Source organism: Kluyvera ascorbata (assembly GCF_023195735.1).
Classification (GTDB): Bacteria; Pseudomonadota; Gammaproteobacteria; order Enterobacterales; family Enterobacteriaceae; genus Kluyvera; species Kluyvera ascorbata.
Window position 1 is genome coordinate 1,297,126 of the sequence record NZ_CP096201.1, and the last position, 22,908, is coordinate 1,320,033.

General features: G+C 56.2%; 18 protein-coding genes and 1 pseudogene. 13 read left to right on the top strand and 6 right to left on the bottom strand.

The features are described from left to right. The first annotated feature begins 2 nt into the window (after positions 1 to 2). From lepB to acpS, 6 genes are all read left to right on the top strand, one after another. Positions 3 to 977 carry a signal peptidase I gene (gene lepB / locus MY052_RS06165; protein WP_185670084.1) on the top strand — a complete coding sequence of 325 codons (975 nt, stop codon included), beginning with the start codon at positions 3 to 5 and terminating at the stop codon, positions 975 to 977. Between the two features lie 220 nt (positions 978 to 1,197). Beyond that, positions 1,198 to 1,878: a ribonuclease III gene (gene rnc, locus MY052_RS06170; RefSeq protein WP_035891295.1), complete on the top strand. Its 681-nt coding sequence runs from the start codon at positions 1,198 to 1,200 to the stop codon at positions 1,876 to 1,878. Next, the gene (gene era / locus MY052_RS06175; RefSeq protein WP_035891297.1) at positions 1,875 to 2,780 is read left to right on the top strand and encodes a GTPase Era; all 906 of its coding nucleotides are present in this window, start codon (positions 1,875 to 1,877) and stop codon (positions 2,778 to 2,780) included. The genes rnc and era overlap by 4 nt, the downstream gene beginning before the upstream one ends. Before the next feature lie 12 nt (positions 2,781 to 2,792). Next, entirely contained in the window at positions 2,793 to 3,500 is a 708-nt protein-coding gene (gene recO / locus MY052_RS06180; protein ID WP_035891300.1) for a DNA repair protein RecO, read from the top strand. A gap of 95 nt (positions 3,501 to 3,595) precedes the next feature. After that, positions 3,596 to 4,327: a pyridoxine 5'-phosphate synthase gene (pdxJ, locus tag MY052_RS06185; protein ID WP_035891302.1), complete on the top strand. Its 732-nt coding sequence runs from the start codon at positions 3,596 to 3,598 to the stop codon at positions 4,325 to 4,327. After that, positions 4,327 to 4,707, top strand: coding sequence for a holo-ACP synthase (gene acpS / locus MY052_RS06190; RefSeq protein ID WP_035891303.1), 381 nt, complete (start codon positions 4,327 to 4,329; stop codon positions 4,705 to 4,707). The genes pdxJ and acpS overlap by 1 nt, the downstream gene beginning before the upstream one ends. Here the strand turns inward: acpS and MY052_RS06195 are convergent. Continuing rightward, a complete protein-coding gene (locus MY052_RS06195; RefSeq protein ID WP_035891308.1) occupies positions 4,704 to 4,964 on the bottom strand; it encodes a YfhL family 4Fe-4S dicluster ferredoxin in 261 nt (86 codons plus the stop codon). The two genes, acpS and MY052_RS06195, sit on opposite strands and share 4 nt — an antisense overlap. 93 nt (positions 4,965 to 5,057) lie before the next feature. Further along, entirely contained in the window at positions 5,058 to 5,906 is an 849-nt protein-coding gene (locus MY052_RS06200; RefSeq protein WP_035891310.1) for a MurR/RpiR family transcriptional regulator, read from the bottom strand. 215 nt (positions 5,907 to 6,121) lie between these two features. On the opposite strand from MY052_RS06200, the gene yfhb reads away from it, so the two are divergent. Then, positions 6,122 to 6,757 (top strand): phosphatidylglycerophosphatase C, encoded by a 636-nt coding sequence (gene yfhb, locus MY052_RS06205; protein ID WP_202217427.1) that lies wholly within the window; start codon positions 6,122 to 6,124, stop codon positions 6,755 to 6,757. A 32-nt stretch (positions 6,758 to 6,789) separates the two neighbouring features. Then, positions 6,790 to 7,323: a tRNA adenosine(34) deaminase TadA gene (gene tadA, locus MY052_RS06210; RefSeq protein WP_072011316.1), complete on the top strand. Its 534-nt coding sequence runs from the start codon at positions 6,790 to 6,792 to the stop codon at positions 7,321 to 7,323. Here tadA and mltF read toward each other — a convergent pair. Then, complete coding sequence (gene mltF, locus MY052_RS06215; protein ID WP_035891317.1) at positions 7,320 to 8,858, bottom strand: membrane-bound lytic murein transglycosylase MltF; 1,539 nt, start codon at positions 8,856 to 8,858, stop codon at positions 7,320 to 7,322. The genes tadA and mltF overlap by 4 nt on opposite strands. A 245-nt stretch (positions 8,859 to 9,103) precedes the next feature. Between mltF and purL the strand changes: the two genes are divergently transcribed. The 5 genes from purL to glnB all read left to right on the top strand — a co-directional run bounded on the left by purL (position 9,104) and on the right by glnB (position 17,467). After that, positions 9,104 to 12,991 carry a phosphoribosylformylglycinamidine synthase gene (purL, locus tag MY052_RS06220; protein ID WP_248538375.1) on the top strand — a complete coding sequence of 1,296 codons (3,888 nt, stop codon included), beginning with the start codon at positions 9,104 to 9,106 and terminating at the stop codon, positions 12,989 to 12,991. Between the two features lie 592 nt (positions 12,992 to 13,583). After that, positions 13,584 to 15,020 carry a two component system sensor histidine kinase QseE/GlrK gene (gene qseE / locus MY052_RS06225; protein WP_202217430.1) on the top strand — a complete coding sequence of 479 codons (1,437 nt, stop codon included), beginning with the start codon at positions 13,584 to 13,586 and terminating at the stop codon, positions 15,018 to 15,020. A 17-nt stretch (positions 15,021 to 15,037) separates the two neighbouring features. Then, a complete protein-coding gene (gene qseG / locus MY052_RS06230) occupies positions 15,038 to 15,730 on the top strand; it encodes a two-component system QseEF-associated lipoprotein QseG (RefSeq protein ID WP_390885199.1) in 693 nt (230 codons plus the stop codon). Next, positions 15,723 to 17,060, top strand: coding sequence for a two-component system response regulator GlrR (gene glrR, locus MY052_RS06235; protein WP_035891328.1), 1,338 nt, complete (start codon positions 15,723 to 15,725; stop codon positions 17,058 to 17,060). The genes qseG and glrR overlap by 8 nt, the downstream gene beginning before the upstream one ends. A 68-nt stretch (positions 17,061 to 17,128) precedes the next feature. Next, positions 17,129 to 17,467: a nitrogen regulatory protein P-II gene (gene glnB, locus MY052_RS06240; RefSeq protein WP_002914032.1), complete on the top strand. Its 339-nt coding sequence runs from the start codon at positions 17,129 to 17,131 to the stop codon at positions 17,465 to 17,467. A gap of 48 nt (positions 17,468 to 17,515) precedes the next feature. Here glnB and dtpD read toward each other — a convergent pair. From dtpD to cadB, 3 genes and pseudogenes are all read right to left on the bottom strand, one after another. Continuing rightward, positions 17,516 to 18,979, bottom strand: a pseudogene (dtpD, locus tag MY052_RS06245) (dipeptide permease DtpD). Positions 18,980 to 19,047: 68 nt separating this feature from the next. Next, complete coding sequence (gene cadA, locus MY052_RS06250) at positions 19,048 to 21,192, bottom strand: lysine decarboxylase CadA (RefSeq protein ID WP_035891521.1); 2,145 nt, start codon at positions 21,190 to 21,192, stop codon at positions 19,048 to 19,050. A gap of 90 nt (positions 21,193 to 21,282) precedes the next feature. Further along, entirely contained in the window at positions 21,283 to 22,614 is a 1,332-nt protein-coding gene (gene cadB, locus MY052_RS06255; protein WP_202217433.1) for a cadaverine/lysine antiporter, read from the bottom strand. Positions 22,615 to 22,908: the final 294 nt, after the last annotated feature.

The window sequence follows — 22,908 nt, forward strand, 5'->3', positions numbered from 1 at the left end:
GCATGGCGAACATGTTTGCCCTGATTCTGGTGATTGCCACACTGGTAACGGGCCTTTTGTGGTGCGTTGATAAGTTTATCTTCGCGCCCAAGCGTCGGGAACGTCAGGCGGCAGCACAGGTTGCCACCGGCGAAGCGCTGGATAAAAAGACGCTGAAGAAAGTTGGCCCGAAACCGGGCTGGCTGGAAACCGGCGCGTCGGTCTTCCCGGTGCTGGCCATCGTGTTGATCGTGCGTTCATTTATCTATGAACCGTTCCAGATCCCGTCTGGTTCGATGATGCCAACGCTGCTGATTGGTGACTTTATCCTGGTGGAGAAATTTGCCTACGGGATTAAAGACCCTATCTACCAGAAGACGCTGATTGAAACCGGTCATCCGAAACGTGGCGACATTGTGGTGTTCAAATACCCGGAAGATCCGCGCCTTGATTACATCAAGCGTGCCGTGGGTCTGCCTGGGGATAAAGTCACCTACGATCCAATCGCCAAGCAGGTCACCATTCAGCCAGGTTGCAGCTCCGGTCAGGCGTGCGGTAGCGCGCTGCCGGTGACCTACTCCAACGTTGAACCGAGCGATTTCGTCCAGACCTTCTCCCGCAGCAACGGCGGCGAAGCGACCAGCGGCTTCTTTGAGATGCCACAGGGCGAAAGCAAAGCGGATGGCGTGCGTCTGACGCAGCGTCAGGAGACACTGGGCGATGTGAATCACCGTATCCTGACCGTGCCAATCGCGCAGGATCAGGTCGGCATGTATTACCACCAGTCCGGTTTGCCGCTGGCAACCTGGATAGTGCCACCGGGCCACTACTTCATGATGGGTGACAACCGCGACAACAGCGCGGACAGCCGTTACTGGGGCTTTGTGCCGGAAGCGAACCTGGTGGGTAAAGCGACCGCCATCTGGATGAGCTTTGAAAAACAAGAGGGTCAATGGCCAACCGGCGTGCGTTTAAGCCGCATCGGTGGGATCCATTAATTCTTAGCCTGACTTCACGCGGTGGCTGAATAGTCGCCGCGTGAATTATTTCGTGTTTTAATCCATTCAAACTAACGACATCCCTTGTCGTTGCGTATAGAATATCCCCCCGAAGTTTCGGATGTCTCTTATCAGGGACACGGCACACGAAACCGCATTGGTTTCCTTCAGGTCTGTTTCGTGTGCTGCATTTTTGACGCATTTATTTATTTGGTATCGCATGAACCCCATCGTAATTAATCGGCTTCAACGAAAGCTGGGCTACACTTTTGTTCATCAGGAACTGTTGCAACAGGCATTAACGCACCGCAGTGCCAGCAGCAAGCACAACGAACGCTTAGAGTTTTTGGGCGATTCAATTTTAAGCTATGTGATCGCGAACGCGCTCTATCACCGCTTCCCACGCGTGGATGAAGGCGATATGAGTCGTATGCGTGCGACGCTGGTTCGCGGCAATACGCTGGCGGAAATCGCTCGTGAATTTGAGCTGGGCGAATGCCTGCGCTTAGGGCCGGGTGAGCTGAAAAGCGGCGGCTTCCGTCGGGAATCTATTCTGGCGGATACGGTTGAAGCGTTAATTGGCGGGGTGTTCCTCGACAGTGATATTCAAACCGTTGAACAACTGATCCTCTCCTGGTACCAGACACGTCTGGACGAAATCAGCCCAGGTGATAAACAAAAAGATCCAAAAACACGCTTGCAGGAGTATCTGCAAGGCCGTCACCTGCCGCTGCCGTCTTATCTGGTGGTTCAGGTGCGCGGGGAAGCACACGATCAAGAATTTACTATCCACTGCCAGGTTAGCGGCCTGAGTGAACCGGTGGTCGGCACAGGTTCCAGTCGTCGCAAGGCGGAACAGGCTGCCGCCGAACAGGCGTTGAAAAAGCTGGAGCTGGAATGAGCGAAGAAAAAACTTACTGCGGATTTGTTGCCATCGTCGGTCGTCCGAACGTTGGCAAATCCACGCTGCTGAACGAACTGCTGGGGCAGAAGATCTCCATCACGTCTCGTAAAGCGCAAACCACGCGTCACCGTATTGTCGGTATTCATACCGAAGGTGCGTACCAGGCTATCTATGTTGATACCCCGGGTCTGCACATGGAAGAGAAGCGTGCAATCAACCGTCTGATGAACAAAGCGGCGAGTAGCTCTATCGGTGACGTTGAGCTGATCATTTTCGTGGTTGAAGGTACCCGCTGGACGCCTGACGACGAGATGGTGCTGAACAAACTGCGCGGCGGTAAAGCGCCGGTGATTCTGGCGGTGAACAAAGTCGATAACGTGCAGGAAAAGGCGGATCTGTTGCCGCACCTGCAGTTCCTCGGCAGCCAGATGGATTTCCTCGATATCGTACCGATGTCTGCAGAGACCGGTCTGAACGTGGATACCATCGCTGGTATCGTGCGTAAGCACCTGCCGGAAGCTATTCACCACTTCCCGGAAGACTACATCACCGACCGTTCGCAGCGCTTTATGGCCTCTGAAATCATCCGTGAAAAACTGATGCGTTTCCTGGGTGCAGAACTGCCGTATTCAGTCACCGTTGAAATCGAACGCTTCGTCTCTAACGAGCGCGGCGGATACGACGTTAACGGCCTGATTCTGGTTGAGCGTGAAGGGCAGAAGAAGATGGTTATTGGTAACAAAGGTTCCAAGATTAAAACCATCGGTATCGAAGCCCGTAAGGACATGCAGGAGATGTTCGAAGCGCCTGTTCACCTTGAGCTGTGGGTGAAAGTGAAATCTGGCTGGGCCGACGACGAACGCGCACTGCGCAGTCTCGGTTATACCGACGATCTCTGAGAATAACCCCCGATGGAAGGCTGGCAGCGCGCATTTGTCCTGCATAGTCGTCCCTGGAGCGAAACCAGTCTAATACTGGACGTCTTCACGGAAGAGTCGGGTCGCGTGCGCCTTGTGGCTAAAGGCGCACGTTCCAAACGTTCCAACCTTAAAGGTGCGCTTCAGCCCTTTACCCCCTTATTAGTTCGCTTTGGCGGGCGTGGCGAAGTCAAAACGCTGCGTAGCGCGGAAGCCGTCTCTCTTGCACTTCCCTTAAGCGGCATCACGCTTTACAGCGGCCTGTACGTCAACGAGCTGCTCTCCCGCGTGCTGGAGCACGAAACCCGCTTCTCTGAACTCTTCTTCGATTACCTGTATTGCATCCAGGCGCTGGCCGGTGCGACGGGCTCGCCAGAACCCGCGCTGCGCCGCTTTGAGTTAGCGCTGCTGGGGCATCTGGGCTATGGCGTCGATTTTCTGCACTGTGCCGGGAGCGGCGATGAGGTCGATGACACCATGACCTACCGCTACCGTGAAGAGAAAGGGTTTATCGCGAGCGTGGTTATCGACAACAACACCTTTACCGGGCGCCATTTGAAGGCGCTTGAGAGCCGCGAATTTCCTGATGTGGACTCGCTGCGCGCCGCGAAACGCTTTACCCGTATGGCACTGAAGCCGTATCTTGGTGGCAAACCGCTTAAGAGCCGCGAGCTATTTCGCCAGTTTGTCCCCAAGCGGTAACCCTGATTGCACTCATCCCGTTTTTCCCTCGCCCTGTGGGCGGGTTGCTGGGGTGAGGGGAAATGAACGTTAAAAATAAAGACACGAGGATTGTCATGGCTGAATTACTGTTAGGCGTCAATATTGACCACATTGCCACCCTGCGTAACGCGCGCGGCACCGCCTATCCCGATCCGGTTCAGGCGGCATTTATCGCCGAGCAGGCCGGTGCGGATGGCATCACCGTGCATTTACGTGAAGATCGTCGCCACATCACCGACCGCGACGTGCGCATTCTGCGTCAGACGCTGGACACCCGCATGAACCTGGAGATGGCCGTCACCGAAGAGATGCTGACCATCGCCTGTGAAACCAAACCGCATTTCTGCTGCCTGGTGCCGGAAAAACGTCAGGAAGTGACCACTGAAGGTGGTCTGGACGTAGCCGGTCAGCTCGACAAAATGCGCGATGCCTGCAAACGCCTTGCCGACGCCGGTATTCTGGTGTCGCTGTTTATCGATGCCGATAACGCACAGATTAAAGCCGCTGCCGACGTTGGCGCGCCGTATATCGAAATCCACACCGGCTGCTATGCCGATGCCACCACCGATGCGGAACAGGCTAAAGAGCTTGAGCGCATTGCGAAAGCGGCGACCTATGCAGCCAGCCTGGGACTGAAGGTTAATGCGGGTCACGGCCTTACCTACCACAACGTTAAAGCCGTTGCCGCGCTGCCGGAAATGCACGAGCTGAATATCGGCCATGCCATTATTGGTCGTGCGGTAATGACCGGTCTGAAAGAGGCGGTTGCCGAGATGAAACGCCTGATGCTGGAAGCGCGCGCGTAATGGCGATTCTGGGGCTCGGTACCGATATCGTCGAAATCGCCCGTATTGAAGGGGTCATTGCCCGTAGCGGCGATCGCCTTGCTCGTCGCGTGCTCAGCGATAACGAATGGGCCATCTGGGAGACGCACCAGCAGCCGGTGCGTTTTCTGGCGAAGCGCTTTGCAGTCAAAGAAGCGGCCTCTAAAGCGTTGGGCACCGGTATTCGTAACGGCCTGGCGTTTAACCAGTTTGAAGTTTACAACGATGAGATGGGTAAACCGAAGCTGCGGTTATGGGGGGAGGCAAAGTTGCTGGCAGAGCGAATGGGCGTGGCGCATATGCATGTGACGCTCGCCGATGAGCGTCACTACGCCTGCGCAACGGTGATTATCGAAAGCTAGATCTTGTCCGCGTGATGCATCTGGACGAATTTATCCCACAGCTGCTCTTCGCTTTCTGCATGTGCCGGATCCTTGAGAATGGTATTCGGGATCGGGCACACTTTCTGACAGGTTGGCGTGTCGTAATGGCCAATGCACTCGGTGCAGCGATCGCTGTTGATCTCATAGATGCTATCACCCATCGAAATCGCCTCGTTCGGGCATTCCGGTTCGCACATATCGCAGTTGATACATTTTTTGGTGATTAACAGCGCCATCAGGACATTCTCAGAAACGAAATAAACAGGGCGCGCATTATACGCTCATTTTCCGCCCAGGCCATACCTTTTCTGTGGTAATAGCACCGGCGATCAAACCAGCTTTTTCACCAGCGCTTCGCTATGGCGAATACGCTCCGGCGCGTTTTCCAGGTCCTGCTGTACCAGTCCCATAAACAGCAGGTCGGTCAGCATCATCTGCGCGCTGGTCGAAGAGATAGCCGCGCTGCGGGTGGCTTGCTCTTCGGCAATGGTATACAGACAGTGTGTCGCACGCTGCTGAAGGGCATTGGGCGAAAAGCCGGTGATAGCCACCACCTTGCCACCGACACGCAGCATCTCATCGGCGGCGAGATTAATTTCACGACGCGCACCGGAGTAAGAGATAGCCAGCAGCAAATCATCCTGAGTCATCGCCTGAACGGTAGCCAGCAGGGCGTGCATATCCTGCTCGGAAACGGCGTTCAGACCGATTTTCATCAGCTTCCAGCTAAAGTTACGCGCAACCAGGCCGGAGGCACCAATCCCCGTCAGGACAATGCGGCGCGCGTTGCGCAGCAGGTTGACTGTCTCCAGCAGCTTGTCTTCAGTGTTGACATCGAGCGAAGCGTGCATCGCCGCCACGTTGTCTTTAATCAGTTTCTCACCGACAAGACGCAGGGGGTCATCACCGCAGATCTGGTTATGAACCGGCACGGAATGCGGATTCGCGTTGCTGGCGAGGGCTTCGCTCAGTGCGAGTTTAAGCGCGGGAAAGCCTTTAAAGCCGAGCTTCTGGGCGAACTTCACCACGCTAGATTGGCTGACGCCAGACTGGCTGGCGAGCTGCTGCGAACTTAAATGCCGCGCTAAATCAGGCTGCGCCAGAATAAAATCGGCGAGCTTTCTATCGCTTTGCGCCAGCTGGGGATAACGCTGACGAATACTGAGTAAACAATTCATAATAACCTCGCGGGCACAATGAGCACGACGTGCCAGGCCACCATTCTGCTCGTTTGCAAGAATTTTGTATTCTATTATAACGGAATATATCGAATTAAATGTGCTATGTGTTTGTAAAAACGTCGCTATTTTTATCAAACGCGCCCGGTGGCGAAAGTCAGAGGGTTCTCTGATAGTCTGTAATCTGGAACGTCAGGAACTGACAGGAGTTGCATTTGGCTAATCACGTTCGCCGCGTGGTGTTTTTTGACCTTGATGGCACGCTGCACCAGCAGGATCTGTTCGGTGCTTTTTTACGATATCTGCTGCGCCGATTACCGCTGAATACGCTGCTGGTGCTCCCTTTGCTGCCGATTATTGGCGCGGCGATGCTGGTGAAAGGCCGCGCGGCGCGCTGGCCGGTGAGCGTGTTGCTGTGGGCATGCACCTTTGGCCGTCGTGAGACCACGCTAAGGGCGCTGGAGGCCAGCTTTATCGTCAGGTTTCGCGCTGCCGTCACGCCGTTTCCCGCGGTTCAGCAGCGGCTGGATAGCTACCTCCAGCATCAGGATGTCGACGTCTGGCTTATCACCGGCTCCCCCCAAACGCTGGTAGAGCGCGCATATGTGGATGCGCGTTGGATGACGCAGGTGAACCTGATTGGCAGCCAGATGCGTCGTGCCTTCGGCGGCCGAGTGTTATCGGTGCGCTGTCTGGGGCGTGAAAAAGTGGTGCAGCTTGAACAGCGCCTCGGCGCGCCGCTGCGTTTATACAGCGGCTACAGCGACAGCAAGCAGGATAACCCGCTACTCTTTTTCTGCGAGCATCGCTGGCGGGTGACTTCTCACGGCGAGCTGGAGCAACTGGAATAGTCAGCGCTGCGCTTTGGCGGAATTTGTGTATAATGCGCCGCGTTTTATCATCTGGAGTCCCCACGTTGTCCGACATTGAACTGAATCATGAATACTGGATGCGCCATGCGCTTGTGCTTGCCCAACGAGCCTGGGACGAGGGGGAAGTACCGGTGGGGGCTGTGCTGGTGCATAACAATCAGGTGATAGGTGAAGGGTGGAATCGCCCGATTGGCCGTCATGATCCTACTGCGCATGCGGAAATCATGGCGCTGCGCCAGGGAGGACTGGTGCTGCAAAACTACCGTCTGATTGATACTACGCTGTATGTGACGCTGGAACCCTGCGTGATGTGTGCCGGTGCGATGGTGCATGGGCGTATAGGTAATCTGGTCTTCGGCGCGCGTGACGCCAAAACCGGCGCGGCAGGGTCGTTAATCGACGTGCTGCATCATCCGGGAATGAACCACCGGGTAGAGATAACCGAAGGGGTGCTGGCTGAGGAATGCTCAGCGATGCTTAGCGACTTCTTCCGCCATCGTCGCCAACAGCAAAAGGCGCTCAGGCAGGCGGAGAAGGGCAGCTAGTTTTTCGAGGTGAAGCGCAGCAGCGGTGAGTCGCTGTTATTGCGATCGCCCCGGCGCAGGAACGAAAAAATGCCCGTGTCGTTTTCGCTGTGCTGTAACTCATGTGGCGATACCGCCGGATAGGCTTCCGCTATCGCCATCTCTTCCGTCGCTTTCTTCTCTTTTTCCTGCAAATAGCCCACCAGGCTTATCTGGTACTTACGGATGTTTTCCACATAGGCATAGGCCTCGTGCCCGCGGGCGTAGCCGTAGGTGAGCTTGCTGTACCAGGGTTTCTGGCTGAGCAGCGGAAGCCGCTGTTTGACGTCGGCCCAGCTATCCGGATTGCCTTTCTGCTTCGCCGTCAGCGCGCGGGCGTCGAGCATATGCGCATAGCCCATGTTATAAGCCGCCAGCGCAAACCAGATTTTTTCATCCTGCGGCACGCTGTCCGGCACTTTGCTCATCATATCCTGTAGATAGCGCATCCCGCCGCTGATGCTCTGCTCGGCATCGGTACGGTCGCTGAGTCCAAGACTCTGCGCGGTATTTTTGGTCAGCATCATCAGGCCGCGCACGCCAGTAGGCGAGGTGGCAAGCGGGTCCCAATGTGATTCCTGGTAGGAGATGGCGGCGAGCAGCTTCCAGTCGATTTCGCTCGCGTACTTCTCAAATAGCGGCTGCAGGTCTGGCAGTACGCTATCGACCGCGCGCAGGAACGAGCGGGTATCGACATAGTCGAAATCGTCGCCGTGGCCGAGGTACTTCTCTTCCAGGCGGGCAAGGGTGCCGTCTTCATTAATATTGTTGAAGAAGTCGAGCATCGCCGCGGAGAGCGTGTTGTCGTCATCTTGCAGGCTAAACCAGGTGACTGGCTGTTCGTCGGTGACATCAAGGGCCACCGCGAGCTCCGGGTGTACGCGCTGGAACAGGCCGATAGCCACGGAGTCGGCGATGGTGTAGTCGAGCTTACCGTCGATAACCGCCTGCATCAGATCGGCTGAACTGCGTTTTTCATCAACGGTCCAGGAGAGGTCCGGATATTTCTGTGCCTGCAAATTTTGCAGGTCGCTGATGACCACCTGACCAGGGGCAATGGTCAACTGGTCGGCGGTTACGTTGCTAAGATTTTTCGGCCGCGTGCTGCCAACGCGGTAAACCAGCTGCTGGGAAACCGAATAGTATGTCGGCCCCGCCTGGTAGCTTTTGATGCGCTCGCTGTTATAGACCAGACCGGCGGCCAGCATATCGGCATCACCATGGTCCAGGTCGTCAAATAGCTGGCTGATGTTTTGTCGCACCGTGACTTTCAGCTTCACACCCAGGTAGTCGGCAAACTGCTGGGCAAGCTCATAATCAAGCCCGTAGTCTTTATCATTGACGGTGGTGTAGGTCAGCGGGGACTGTACGGTACTGACGCGCAGCTCCCCCCGCTCTTTGATCGCGGCGATACGATTCTCTGGTTTGCCAAACCAGGGAATAGAGGGCCAAAGCGCCGCCGCGAGCAGCAGCGTAACCAGGCCAATGAGCAGGTAATTAATCTTTAACTTTTTCAAATAGTTAATTCACTGCGTTGCCAGAAAAGTAACCCGATAATCTAAAGTGTTGTTCCAGAATGAGCGGCATTTTGCTTAACATTGCGCCAGTTGGCAACTTATTCGAGAGATACGTCACATCTATTGATAAAGAAAAGAGATGCGTTTATTTCGACGCAAACGGTTTCGTCGGGACGCAGGATTCTCTATAATAGCGCCCGTTCTCCCCCATTGCGCACACTGAAAGCTGAGAAGACGAGAGACTTATGATGGAAATTCTGCGTGGTTCGCCTGCACTGTCTGCATTTCGTATTAACAAACTGCTGACGCGGTTTCAGGCAGCCAACCTCCTGGTAAGCAATATTTACGCCGAGTATGTCCATTTTGCTGACCTGGACGCGCCGCTTAATAAAGAAGAGCGAGCGCGACTTGAGCGACTATTGCAGTATGGCCCAAGCCTCAATAGCCATAACCCAACCGGTAAACTGCTGCTCGTCACCCCTCGCCCTGGCACCATCTCCCCCTGGTCTTCAAAAGCTACCGATATCGCCCACAACTGCGGCTTAGCGCAGGTTCTGCGTCTGGAACGCGGCGTGGCGTACTACATTGACGCTGCCAGCCTGACCGCTGAGCAGGTGAGCGCGGTGGCGGCCGAACTGCACGACCGCATGATGGAGAGCGTATTTGACTCGCTGCAGGACGCCGAAAAACTGTTTGCCCATCACCAGCCGGCACCGGTTGCCAGCGTGGATCTGCTGGGGCAGGGTCGTCAGGCGCTGATTGATGCCAACATTCGTCTGGGTCTGGCGCTGGCAGACGACGAAATTGACTACCTGCAGGATGCGTTCACCAAACTGGGTCGCAACCCGAACGACATCGAGCTCTACATGTTCGCCCAGGCGAACTCAGAGCACTGTCGTCACAAGATTTTTAACGCCGATTGGATTATCGACGGTAAACAGCAGCCGAAGTCGCTGTTTAAGATGATCAAAAACACCTTTGAAACCACGCCGGATCACGTGCTGTCTGCCTATAAAGACAACGCCGCGGTGATGGAAGGCTCTGAAGTCGGCCGCTACTTTGCCGACCACAAAACCGGACGCTACGATTTCCATCAGGAGCCTGCGCATATCCTGATGAAGGTAGAAACCCATAACCACCCGACGGCTATCTCTCCATGGCCGGGCGCGGCAACCGGCTCTGGCGGGGAAATCCGTGATGAAGGTGCAACCGGTCGCGGCGCGAAGCCAAAAGCGGGGCTGGTGGGCTTCTCCGTTTCCAACCTGCGTATTCCTGGTTTTGAACAGCCGTGGGAAGAAGATTTCGGCAAACCGGATCGTATTGTTACCGCGCTGGATATCATGACCGACGGCCCGCTGGGCGGCGCAGCGTTTAACAACGAATTTGGTCGTCCGGCGCTGACCGGCTACTTCCGTACCTACGAAGAAAAAGTGAACAGCCACAACGGCGAAGAGCTGCGCGGTTATCACAAGCCGATCATGCTGGCGGGCGGGATCGGCAACATCCGCGCCGATCACGTACAGAAAGGTGAGATCGTGGTGGGCGCGAAGCTGATCGTGCTCGGTGGCCCGGCGATGAACATCGGCCTTGGCGGCGGTGCGGCCTCTTCAATGGCTTCCGGCCAGTCTGACGCCGACCTCGACTTCGCTTCCGTGCAGCGCGACAACCCGGAAATGGAACGCCGCTGCCAGGAAGTTATCGATCGCTGCTGGCAGCTGGGCGATGCCAACCCAATTCTGTTTATCCACGACGTGGGCGCGGGCGGTCTGTCTAACGCCATGCCGGAACTGGTGAGCGACGGCGGACGCGGCGGTAAATTCCAGCTGCGCGACATCCTGAGCGATGAGCCGGGCATGAGCCCGCTGGAAATCTGGTGTAACGAATCCCAGGAACGCTACGTGCTGGCGGTAGCCGCTGATCAGCTTCCGCTGTTCGATGAGCTGTGTAAGCGTGAACGCGCGCCGTACGCGGTCATCGGTGAAGCCACCGAAGAGAAGCACCTGACGCTCAGCGACAGCCACTTCGACAATCAGCCAATCGACATGCCGCTGGACGTACTGCTCGGTAAAACGCCGAAGATGACGCGCGACGTGCAGACGCTGAAAGCGAAAGGCGAAGCGCTTGCGCGTGAACACATTACGATTGCCGACGCGGTGAACCGCGTGCTGCACCTGCCAACCGTGGCGGAGAAAACCTTCCTCGTGACCATCGGCGACCGTACCGTCACCGGCATGGTTGCGCGCGACCAGATGGTCGGCCCGTGGCAGATCCCGGTCGCCAACTGCGCGGTGACAACCGCTAGCCTCGACAGCTACTACGGCGAAGCGATGTCTATCGGTGAGCGTGCGCCCGTTGCGCTGTTGGACTTCGCGGCTTCCGCCCGTCTGGCGGTAGGCGAAGCGCTGACTAACATCGCCGCGACCCAGATTGGCAACATCAAACACATTAAACTCTCGGCAAACTGGATGTCGGCGGCAGGTCACCCTGGCGAAGACGCCGGTCTGTACGAAGCGGTGAAAGCGATCGGCGAAGAGATGTGCCCACAGCTGGGTCTGACCATTCCGGTGGGCAAAGACTCCATGTCAATGAAAACCCGCTGGCAGGAAGGCAATGAGCAGCGCGAAATGACCTCGCCGCTGTCGCTGGTGATTTCTGCCTTTGCCCGCGTTGAAGATGTGCGTCACACCATCACGCCGCAGCTGGTCACCGAAGACAACGCCTTGCTGCTGATTGACCTTGGTAAGGGTCATAACGCGCTGGGTGCGACCGCGCTGGCGCAGGTTTACCGTCAGCTGGGCGATAAACCGGCCGACGTGCGTGACGTCGCGCAGTTGAAAGGCTTCTACGAGGCGATTCAGGCGCTGGTCGCGCAGCGTAAGCTGCTGGCCTATCACGACCGTTCCGACGGCGGCCTGCTGGTGACCCTGGCCGAGATGGCCTTTGCCGGTCATTGCGGCGTGGAAGCCGACGTGGCAACTCTTGGCGACGATCGTCTGGCGGCGCTGTTTAACGAAGAGTTGGGTGCGGTGATTCAGGTTCGTGCCGCTGACCGTGAAGCGGTAGAAGCGATTCTGGCGGCCAACGGCCTGGCAGACTGCGTACACTTCCTCGGTAAAGCCGTTGAAGGCGACCGCTTCACCCTGACTGCCAACGGTCAGCCGGTATTCAGCGAAAGCCGCACTACGCTTCGTATGTGGTGGGCTGAAACCACCTGGCAGATGCAGCGTCTACGCGATAACCCAGAGTGTGCCGATCAGGAACACGACGCGAAAGCGAACGATAACGACCCGGGCCTCAACGTGAAGCTCACCTTTGATATCGACGCTGACGTGGCGGCACCTTACATTGCGACCGGCGCGCGTCCGAAAGTGGCGGTGCTGCGCGAGCAGGGCGTTAACTCCCACGTTGAGATGGCGGCTGCTTTCCACCGTGCGGGCTTTGATGCCATCGACGTACACATGAGTGACCTGCTGGCAGGACGTACCGGTCTGGCAGACTTCCAGGCGCTGGTGGCCTGCGGTGGCTTCTCCTACGGTGACGTACTCGGTGCGGGCGAAGGCTGGGCGAAATCCATCCTGTTCAACAACCGCGTACGCGATGAGTTTGCGACCTTCTTCCACCGCCCTCAGACGTTGGCGTTGGGCGTGTGTAACGGCTGTCAGATGATGTCTAACCTGCATGAGCTGATCCCTGGCAGTGACCTGTGGCCGCGCTTTGTGCGTAACCATTCCGACCGTTTTGAAGCGCGCTTCAGCCTGGTGGAAGTGGCCAGCAGCCCATCGCTGCTGCTCGCTGGGATGGAAGGTTCCCGCATGCCAATCGCCGTTTCTCACGGTGAAGGCCATGTAGAAGTTCGCGACGGTGCGCATCTGGCACAGCTTGAAAGCAAAGGGCTGGTGGCACTGCGCTTCGTAGATAACTTCGGCAAAGTTACCGAAGCTTATCCGGCGAACCCGAACGGCTCGCCAAACGGGATCACTGCCGTGACCAACGAAAGCGGTCGCGTCACCATTATGATGCCGCACCCGGAGCGCGTGTTCCGTACGGTCTCCAACTCCTGGCACCCGGAAAACTGGGGCGAGGACAGCCCGTGGATGCGTATCTTCCGCAATGCGCGTAAGCAGCTTGGCTAAGACTAACGCTTAACGTATCAAGCCCCTCCTGGTGAGGGGCTTTTTTGTTTCTGCGCTTTCCCGGCATTGCGTTTCTCGGCCGGGCTACATTCGAGGCGATGCGAGGGTGTCGGGAAACCCCGACATTGATGGTATTGCAGTGTCGCCAAATGGAGACGTTTAATTTAATGATTTATATATAGTTTTTAATAATCGATTTTTGGTGTTGCTAATTAGCGACAGAAAGCCCAAAAGCCGCTCAGCAGTGACCAATATGGTTATTGGTATATTTTCTATATTTATCATTATGTTAATTTATTGTTTTGTATTGTGGCACGCATCGTGCATAATATTAACCAGTGGCTCATTCACCTTCTTATGTCAGCCCCTTCGGGACGTGCTACATAAACTTCGAATGACGCACAACAAGGTGCCTGCCGTCCAGCAACTGATAATAGCGCTGCTTTATCAACCATCGGGCGAAACGTTGAGTTAGGCACCGCCTTATTCCATAACAAAGCCGGGCTTCTGCCCGGCTTTGTTATTTCTGGCCTTTCCCTCATCGATAACCTCAGTTAGCATTCCGTTACGTTGATTGACTGAGACATCTCTTTTGAAACGCCTCTCGCTTTCCCCACGATCGCTTCGCCAACTGGTGACGCTGGCTTTCCTGCTGATTCTGCTGCCACTGCTGGTGCTTGCCTGGCAGGCATGGCAGAGCCTCAATATGCTCAGCGCGCAGGCCGAACAGACCAACCGCACCACGCTGATGGATGCCCGACGTAGCGAAGCGATGGCGAACGTCGCGCTGGATATGGAGCGCAGCTACCGCCAGTACTGTGTGCTGGATGACCCGACGCTGGCGAAGGTGTATCAGAGCCAGCGTAAGCGCTATAGCGACATGCTGGAGGCGCACGCAGGCGTGCTGCCGGACGACACGCTTTATCAGCGGCTGCGGCAGAATCTTCATGACCTGACGACGCTCCAGTGCACCAACAGCGGCCCGGAAAAGCAGGCGGTGGCGAAGCTCGAAGCCTTCTCCAGCGCCAACGGCGAGCTGGTGCAGGCGACGCGAACCGTGGTCTTCTCTCGTGGACAACAGCTACAGCAAGCGATTGCTGAACGCGGCCAGTTCTTTGGCTGGCAGGCGCTGGTGCTGTTCCTGGTCAGTCTGGCGATGGTGCTGCTGTTTACCCGTATGATAATCGGCCCGGTGAAGGGCATTGAGAGCATGATTAACCGGCTGGGCGAAGGGCAATCGCTGGACGGCGAAGTGATGTTCCGCGGCCCGCGTGAATTGCGCTCCGTTGGGCAGCGTATTATCTGGCTCAGCGACCGCCTCTCCTGGCTGGAGTCGCAGCGTCACCAGTTCCTGCGTCACCTCTCCCACGAACTGAAAACGCCGCTGGCCAGCATGCGCGAGGGCACCGAACTGTTAGCCGATCAGGTTGTCGGCCCGCTGACGGCGGAGCAAAAAGAGGTGGTGGCTATTCTCGACAGCAGCAGCCGCAATCTGCAGACCCTGATTGAACAACTGCTGGACTACAACCGTAAACTCAGTGAAACCACCGTACGCATGGAGTACGTGGCGCTGGCACCGCTGGTGGAAATGGTGGTTTCCGCGCACAGTCTCCCGGCACGGGCTAAACTGATGCACACGCAGGTTGACCTACAGGCGCCAGCTTGTCTGGCTGAGCCGACGCTTCTGATGAATGCGTTGGATAATCTCTACTCGAATGCGGTGCACTATGGCACTGAATCCGGTAACATTTATCTTCGTAGCCATCGGGATGGCGCGCGGATAGCCATAGACGTTATCAATACCGGTACGCCGATCCCGGACGGCGAAAAATTAATGATTTTCGAGCCTTTCTATCAGGGCAGCCATCAGCGTAAAGGTGCGGTGAAAGGAAGCGGCCTGGGGTTAAGCCTTGCGCGTGACTCCGTTCGGAAAATGCACGGAGAGCTTCAGCTTCTCGACACCCCGGACGGCAGCGTCTGTTTTCGCATTGAGCTTCCCGTACCAGGGCTTGAAAAAACAATCACATGAATCAAAATCGAGTCACTATGCCCCAATTTTTAGCACGGACAAGTCGGATACCACGGCGGTGGTGCGGCGGGTTAATTGGACTCGCCTGCCTGATGCTTTCCGGGTGTAATAGCACGCTGACGCCGCATAGCCTTGGCAGCAGCGCCGAAAGCGGCGAACCGCGCCAGCAGGTCGCGGATTATCTATCGACCAACTGCGACGATATCTGGTCGCTGGACGGCGACACCGCCGAGAACAACCCCCTTTACTGGCTGCGCGGCGTAGACTGCGCCAACCGTTTGTCGGCGGCACACGCGCGTGCTGAAGCCAGCCCGCTGACAGCGGATACCTGGCAGGGTGCGTTGAAGCGCGGCATCCTGCTGGCTAACGCTAAAATCACCCCGACCGAGCGTCGGCAGGTGGTCACGGCGATTGATAACCTCAGCCCGCAAATACCGGTCCGCATTCGCCCGCTGTACCAGCTCTGGCGCGATGGACAGGTATTACAGCTGTCGCTGTCTGATGAACGTCAGCGATACAGCAAACTACAGGAGACCAGCGACGGACAGTTGGATGCGCTGCGCCTGCAACAGCAGCAGCTACAGGGCGAACTGGATTTAACCACCCGCAAACTGCAAAACCTGACGGATATCGAACGCCAACTCTCCACCCGTAAACCGGGCGCTGATATGTCTCATGGCGCGGCAGCTGACGAGGATAAACATGACTAACCGTAAACCTGCGCACCTGCTGCTGGTGGATGATGACCCCGGCCTGCTGAAGCTTCTCGGGATGCGTCTGACCAGCGAAGGCTATCGGGTCGTTACGGCAGAAAGCGGCCAGCAGGGGCTGCGTGTGCTGGCGAAAGAGCGTATCGACCTGGTGATTAGCGACCTGCGCATGGACGAGATGGACGGTCTGCAGCTGTTCAGCGAAATTCAGAAAGTGCAGCCGGGGATGCCGGTGATTATCCTGACCGCTCACGGTTCAATTCCTGAAGCGGTCTCAGCGACCCAGCAGGGCGTGTTCAGCTTCTTAACCAAACCGGTGGACAAAGACGCGCTGTATAAAGCTATCGATGAAGCGCTGGAGCGCACGTCACCGGCTAACGATGAACGGTGGCGCGAAGCGATTGTCACCCGCAGCCCGCTGATGCTACGCCTGCTTGAACAGGCGCAGATGGTGGCGCAGTCGGACGTCAGCGTGCTGATTAACGGCCAGAGCGGCACCGGTAAAGAGATTCTGGCGCAGGCCATTCATAACGCCAGCCCGCGCCACGCCAAGCCGTTTGTGGCTATTAACTGCGGGGCTCTGCCGGAGCAGCTTCTGGAGTCTGAACTGTTTGGTCATGCGCGCGGCGCGTTTACCGGCGCGGTCAGCCACCGGGAAGGTCTGTTCCAGGCGGCGGAAGGCGGCACTCTGTTTCTTGATGAAATTGGCGATATGCCCGCGCCGCTGCAGGTGAAACTGCTGCGCGTATTGCAGGAGCGCAAGGTGCGTCCGCTCGGCAGCAACCGCGACCTCGATATCAACGTGCGCATTGTCTCCGCCACCCACCGGGATCTGCCGAAAGCGATGGCCCGCGGCGAGTTCCGTGAAGATCTCTTCTACCGCCTGAACGTGGTAAATCTCAAGATCCCAACCCTTGCCGAACGTACCGAAGATATTCCTCTGCTGGCAAACTACCTGCTGCGTCAGGCGGCGGATCGCCATAAGCCGTTCGTTCGCGCCTTTTCCACCGACGCGATGAAGCGCCTGATGGCAGCCAACTGGCCTGGCAACGTGCGCCAGTTGGTCAACGTGATTGAGCAGTGCGTGGCGCTGACCTCATCGCCGGTTATCAGCGACGCGTTGGTCGAACAGGCGCTGGAAGGGGAGAACACCGCGCTGCCCACCTTCGTGGAAGCGCGCAATCAGTTTGAACTCAACTACCTGCGCAAGCTGCTGCAAATTACCAAAGGTAACGTCACTCATGCGGCACGTATGGCCGGACGAAACCGTACGGAGTTCTACAAATTGCTCTCCCGACATGAACTGGATGCGAACGACTTTAAAGAGTAGCACCCGAAATACGTCTGATTTATGATACGGTGAGCAACCGGTTACGCGATAAAAACGACAGGAACACCATGAAAAAGATTGATGCGATTATTAAACCCTTCAAACTGGATGACGTACGTGAAGCGCTGGCGGAAGTTGGCATCACCGGGATGACGGTAACGGAAGTGAAAGGTTTTGGCCGTCAGAAGGGCCATACCGAACTGTACCGCGGTGCGGAGTACATGGTCGACTTTCTGCCGAAGGTAAAAATTGAGATCGTGGTGACCGACGATATCGTCGATACCTGTGTGGATACCATTATTCGTACCGCGCAGACCGGTAAAATCGGCGACGGCAAAATCTTTGTCTTCGACGTGGCGCGCGTGATTCGTATCCGTACCGGCGAAGAAGACGACGCAGCAATCTAATCGAGGTGGGCCGGATGATGGCGTAAACGCCTTATCCGGCCCACTGCTTTACTCGTCGGCCTGCGCCAGCGGTACGCTGGACGAACCCAGCAGACGTTTCAACGCTACCAGCACCACAATCAACGCCACCACGCCCAGCGTCCATTCCCCCATCTGCGAGAAAAAGTGCCCATAGGCATCGATAGCCGTATCGCTAATTTGTGATTCGGTGGTTTTCTGCGCCACCACGCCCGCCAGCCAGTTGGCCACCGAGCCGGTTGCCAGCATGTAGATGCCGGTTAGCACGCCGGTTACGCCGGGCAGGTTCAGTCGCGTAATCTGCGCCATCGCCACCGGGTCAATAAACAGTTCGGCGAAGCCCATCAGCGCTAGTCCGGCGACCATCATGCCCATCGAGGCCTGACCGTGCAGTTGAGCACCGTGCGCGTTCAATGCCAGCAGCATAAAGCCCGCGCCCATTAGCACCAGCCCGAACGCGAACTTCAGCCATACCCGCAGGGCGGAGCTGATGCTGCTTTCCGGACGCGCAAGCCAGGCCAGCACCACGCCCGCCGTCATCACTGCCACGGCGTTGACCGACTGGAAGAGGGCGGTAGGCACCTCGAAACTCAGCCAGTGACGGTTAACAAAATGGTCGATGAACAGACTGATAGAGCTACCGCCCTGCTGGGCCAGCACCCAGAACAGCGTCCCGGTCAGCATCAACAGAATGATTTGCCACAGCGCGCGGCGATGTTCCGGGAAACGCAGCATAATGCGCGCGACGATAACCGTCGCGACCGCGCAGACCAGCGCCAGTAGATAGCCTGACTAGTCATTTTGCAGCAGCAGGGTGAAAAACAGCGGTGCGGCGCACAGCATCAGCACCAGCCAGCCCCAGGTCGGCAGGACGAACTTCACCGCCCGTAGCGCCGGTTGGTTAACCCCCTGCGTATGACGGAAGTGGCGATGGCCGCTTAAGAACACGATAAGGCCAATGAACATGCCGATGCCCGCCAGCGCGAAGCCGACGTGCCAGCCGTACCACTGCGCTGCCAGCCCGCAGGCGATAGGCGCGGCGATAGAGCCGATATTGCCAGCGGCGTAGAGCAGCGAGAAACCACCGTCACGGCGATGGTCGTCTGGTTCGTACATTTCACCCAGCAGGCAGCTGATGTTGGACTTAAACAGCCCGTAGCCGCAGATAATAATCGCCAGTGCGAGATACAGGCTCCACGTGGAGTCCGATTCCACGCCGAGCACGATATGCCCGAGCGTCATCAGTAGCGCGCCTGCAATGACGGCGGTGCGGTTGCCGAGCAGGCGGTCGGCGAGCCAGCCGCCCAGAATAGGGGTCACATAGACCAAAGAGGCGTAGGCGCTGAAGAGGTCGATAGCGTGGCTATCGTTGAAGCCAAGCTGGTGGGTAAGATAAAGGATGAGCAGGGCACGCATGCCGTAAAAACTGAAATATTCCCAGATTTGAATCGCCACGATGTAGTAGATCGCGCGCGGTTGTGAGGGTGTTTTCATCTCGACTCCTTGCTGTGTGAATGCATGAAAAAGGGAAGTGGCAAGCCACTTCCCTTTGGTCTTTCTAATTATTTTTTAGCGTCTTTCAGCACTTTAACCGTGTAACGACCATCGGCTTGACGATACGCGCCGTGGATGTCGGTTTCAAAGCCTGGGTAATGCGCGCCGATTTCGCACAGCATCTGCAGGAACTCCAGCACCGGACGGCTCTCTTCGGTGATCATCTCGCCTGGCATCACCAGCGGTACGCCTGGAGGATACGGCAGGATCATGTTGGCGTTGATGCGGCCAACCACTTCATCCAGGTACACCTCTTCCGTTTCGCCGTGCAGCTCTTTCTGGAACGCTTCGAACGGCGTGATTTCCATGGCTGGCAGCACTTCGAACGCGCGGAACATCAGATCCGGCAGGTTGTGGTGCTCAACCAGTTTATGGATGCTCTGCGCCAGCTCCTGGATACGCATGTTTTCATAGAATTCAGGCGCTTCCTGGTACAGCGAAGGCAGAATGTTTTTCACGCGCAGGTTCAGGTCAAAGGCGCGTTTGAACTCGGTCAGCGCGCGCAGCAGGCTCAGCGCTTTGGTTTTATCGATGCCGATGCTGAACAGGAACAGCAGGTTGTATGGGCCCGTTTTCTCAACGATGATGCCGCGTTCGTCGAGGTACTTAGCCACCAGGCTCGCCGGAATACCGAAGTCGTCCATGGTACCGTCTTTCTTCATGCCCGGAGTCAGGATAGTGACTTTGATCGGGTCGAGGTACATGTGTTCATTGTCGATATTTTTGAAGCCGTGCCATGCGCTGTCAGAACGCAGCGGCCAGCAGTCAGGGCCGTCGATGTGCTCAGGCTGCCAGACGTCGAAGAACCAGCCTTCGGACTCGCCTTTCAGACGTTTGATCTCTTTACGGAACTTGATAGCGCGTTCTATAGAACCGTTAATCAGACGCTTACCGGCATTGCCTTTCATCATCGCCGCGGCGGTTTCAGTGGATGCCACGATACCGTAATGCGGAGAGGTGGTGGTGTGCATCATGTAGGCTTCGTTGAAGGTCTCTTCGTTGATGTCGCCCTTCACGTGGATCATCGATGCCTGAGAGAACGCTGCCAGCAGTTTATGCGTGGATTGGGTCTCATAAATCACTTTGCCTTCAACACGGTCGCCGCTCATCCCACATTTACCCGCATAGATTGGCGAGAAATTGGTGTAAGGCACCCAGGCTGAGTCGAAGTGGATGGATTTCACATCCAGCGTCTTCTTGATGTAGTCGGTGTTGTACAGCAGGCCATCATAGGTGGAGTTGGTGATCACCGCGTGCACCGGCCAGGTGGCGTTTGGCGTAGCTTTCACGCGTTTTTCAATGGTAGCGCGCTGGAATTCGCTCTGCGGGATGCCGCCGAGAATACCGTAAGCGTTACGGGTCGGGCGGAAGTAGATCGGCGTGATGTTGCTCATCATCATCAGATGCGTCAGCGATTTATGGCAGTTACGGTCGATAAGCACCGTGCTGCCCGCCGGTGCGGAGTACATCCCGACGATTTTGTTCGCGGTAGACGTACCGTTAGTCACCATATAGCTACGTTCGGCGTTAAAGACGCGCGCAATATACTCTTCGGCTTCTTTGTGCGGGCCAGAATGGTCCAGCAGAGAACCCAGCTCGGAAACGGAGATGGAGATGTCAGATTTCATCGCGTTAGGGCCGAAGAAATCATGGAAGATGCTGCCTACCGGGCTTTTCTGGAAGGCGGTGCCGCCCATGTGGCCTGGCGTACAGAAGGTGTATTTGCCCTCACGCACGTATTTGAACAGCGCTTTGGTCAGCGGTGGCAGAATGGTATCGATGTATTCGTCGGTGCTCTGGCGGATTTTCGCCGCGATGTCTGCCGCTGCGCCCAGCGCATACTCGAAGAAGCGAACCTGCATGCGCAGATCGTTGAGGCTAACGTCCAGCGTGGAGTAGCTGTTGGCAAAAGCGTAAACCGGCATGTACTCGTTCAGCGCGCTGATCTCTTCGCACAGCTCAAGGTTGTACTTATCCCAGTCGAAAATCACGCCGCAAAGATTGGCATTATTTTCAATCAGCTTCAGCAGGTCTTCACGGTCATTTGGGTAAACGATGCGGAAGTTCAGGCCTTCCAGCGCACGATGAAGTTCACGAATAGGCTCTTCTTTAAAGTAGACGCCCATGTGGTTCATGATAGCAATAACGTTCATAGTCATAGTCATGTTTCCGGATAAAGAAGGCCCCTCCCGCAATGATGTTGCAGGTGAAGGAAGGAGCCTTAGAGAAATGAGGGGGAGCGATTAAAGCGCTTCAGCCGTTTTGTTTTCGTCGTCGTTATGCTGACGCTGGTGCATTTTGCGACCATAGAACATCAGGATGACCAGGCTGACGATAAAGGTGCCGGACAGTTCGAAGGAGCTTGCGCCCATCAGCGCGATGAAGCAGAACGCACAGCCCAGAACCGAACAGATAAGGCTCACGAAGTTGCGCACGTTGATGCCTTCGAAGCGAATCAGGTCAACGCAGGAGTAGAAGTAAGGCAGCATGGTCAGCAGTACGGCAATACCGGTCAGTTCGCCGAACAGGTCAGAGGCTTTACCGCCGCTGGAGTTCATCACAGTGATGATAATCATCAGACCGGTCATTTTCAGGGCCGCCAGCAGCAGGCCTTTCTTAGGAATGCCGTTTTTATCAAGCTCGCCATACACTTTCGGGAAGTTGCCGTCGTCGGCGGCACGCACGCCTGCCTGACCAACCAGCATCATCCAGGAGCCCAGAGAAGTCAGGCACGCGAAGGCGGTAAAGGCGGAAACCAGCGGCGCTGCCCAACCGCCCAGAATGGTAGAGGCGCTGACGGCAAACGGTGCACCGGAAGAGGCCATCACGGAAGCCGGGTACATACCGGAAATAACCTGAGTGGCGGCGATATAAACGATACCTGCCAGCGCGGTACCCAGCATGGTTGCCATCGGTACGGTACGTTTCGGGTTTTTCACCATGCCGGTGCTGACAGCGGCAGATTCCACGCCGACAAACGCCCACAGGCACAGCAGAATACTTTTGATAACCGCATGTGGATCGGTGGTGGTTGAGGTGTTCCAGTTTGCGTGGTAGGTCGCCATATCAAACCAGTGCCAGCCGACAACGGCGGTCAATACAACCGGAATCAACACCAGGAACAGGCCGATAGTGGTCAGACGGCTTACCCAGGTACCACCCAGCATGTTGATAAAGGTGAACAGCCACACGATGGCGATACACGCGATACCGGCAGGAATCGGGTTATTGAGAACTGGGAAGTAGGTAGATAAATAGGAGACAGCAGTAATACCGATAGCCAGGTTACCGATCCAGTTGGCGTGATAATAAAGTACGCCTGTCTGGAAACCGAAAGCCGGAGATAATTCGCCAGCGTACGCAATTGGTCCACCCTGCTGCGGGTTTTTTGTCGCCAGTCGGGCGTAAACGTAAGCCAGTGACATGGCACCAATAATAGAAATAACCCAGCCCCAAATAGCAATACCACCGATGCTGGCGAGGTTCGCGGGTAATAGTGCAATACCGCTCCCCATCATATTCCCGGCAACAACGCCGGTACAGGCAAATAGCCCGATCTTCTTGGCAGAACTCATGTTCGTTTCTCCTGAACAGTATTTTTAGGACCGGATCGCTGAATGAGTAATACCAAGTGACCCGACCAACTGATGGCAATTATTACTGAGCAGGCTAAGAGAAGTCCTAAAGTAAAAGTGAAATTAAAACAAACACAGAAAAGATGAGGTCTTTACCTTTTTCGCGTAACACATCAGGATAAAAACTTTATATCAGGAAAAGGTAAATGACGACTAATTACAAATGGTTAGGTGGTGGTATCTTGCGGAGCTTGATGTTGCTGCAAGGTAACAATTAACACCTTGCGGCAACAT

Excerpts from the sequence above, each read along its gene's own strand:
- era (WP_035891297.1), top strand. The coding sequence starts at position 1,875 with ATGAGCGAAGAAAAAACTTACTGCGGATTTGTTGCCATCGTCGGTCGT.
- cadB (WP_202217433.1), bottom strand. The coding sequence starts at position 22,614 with ATGAGTTCTGCCAAGAAGATCGGGCTATTTGCCTGTACCGGCGTTGTT.
- cadA (WP_035891521.1), bottom strand. The coding sequence starts at position 21,192 with ATGAACGTTATTGCTATCATGAACCACATGGGCGTCTACTTTAAAGAA.
- tadA (WP_072011316.1), top strand. The coding sequence starts at position 6,790 with ATGCGCCGCGTTTTATCATCTGGAGTCCCCACGTTGTCCGACATTGAA.
- recO (WP_035891300.1), top strand. The coding sequence starts at position 2,793 with ATGGAAGGCTGGCAGCGCGCATTTGTCCTGCATAGTCGTCCCTGGAGC.
- pdxJ (WP_035891302.1), top strand. The coding sequence starts at position 3,596 with ATGGCTGAATTACTGTTAGGCGTCAATATTGACCACATTGCCACCCTG.
- lepB (WP_185670084.1), top strand. The coding sequence starts at position 3 with ATGGCGAACATGTTTGCCCTGATTCTGGTGATTGCCACACTGGTAACG.
- MY052_RS06200 (WP_035891310.1), bottom strand. The coding sequence starts at position 5,906 with ATGAATTGTTTACTCAGTATTCGTCAGCGTTATCCCCAGCTGGCGCAA.
- glnB (WP_002914032.1), top strand. The coding sequence starts at position 17,129 with ATGAAAAAGATTGATGCGATTATTAAACCCTTCAAACTGGATGACGTA.
- MY052_RS06195 (WP_035891308.1), bottom strand. The coding sequence starts at position 4,964 with ATGGCGCTGTTAATCACCAAAAAATGTATCAACTGCGATATGTGCGAA.
- qseG (WP_390885199.1), top strand. The coding sequence starts at position 15,038 with ATGCCCCAATTTTTAGCACGGACAAGTCGGATACCACGGCGGTGGTGC.
- rnc (WP_035891295.1), top strand. The coding sequence starts at position 1,198 with ATGAACCCCATCGTAATTAATCGGCTTCAACGAAAGCTGGGCTACACT.
- glrR (WP_035891328.1), top strand. The coding sequence starts at position 15,723 with ATGACTAACCGTAAACCTGCGCACCTGCTGCTGGTGGATGATGACCCC.
- acpS (WP_035891303.1), top strand. The coding sequence starts at position 4,327 with ATGGCGATTCTGGGGCTCGGTACCGATATCGTCGAAATCGCCCGTATT.
- purL (WP_248538375.1), top strand. The coding sequence starts at position 9,104 with ATGATGGAAATTCTGCGTGGTTCGCCTGCACTGTCTGCATTTCGTATT.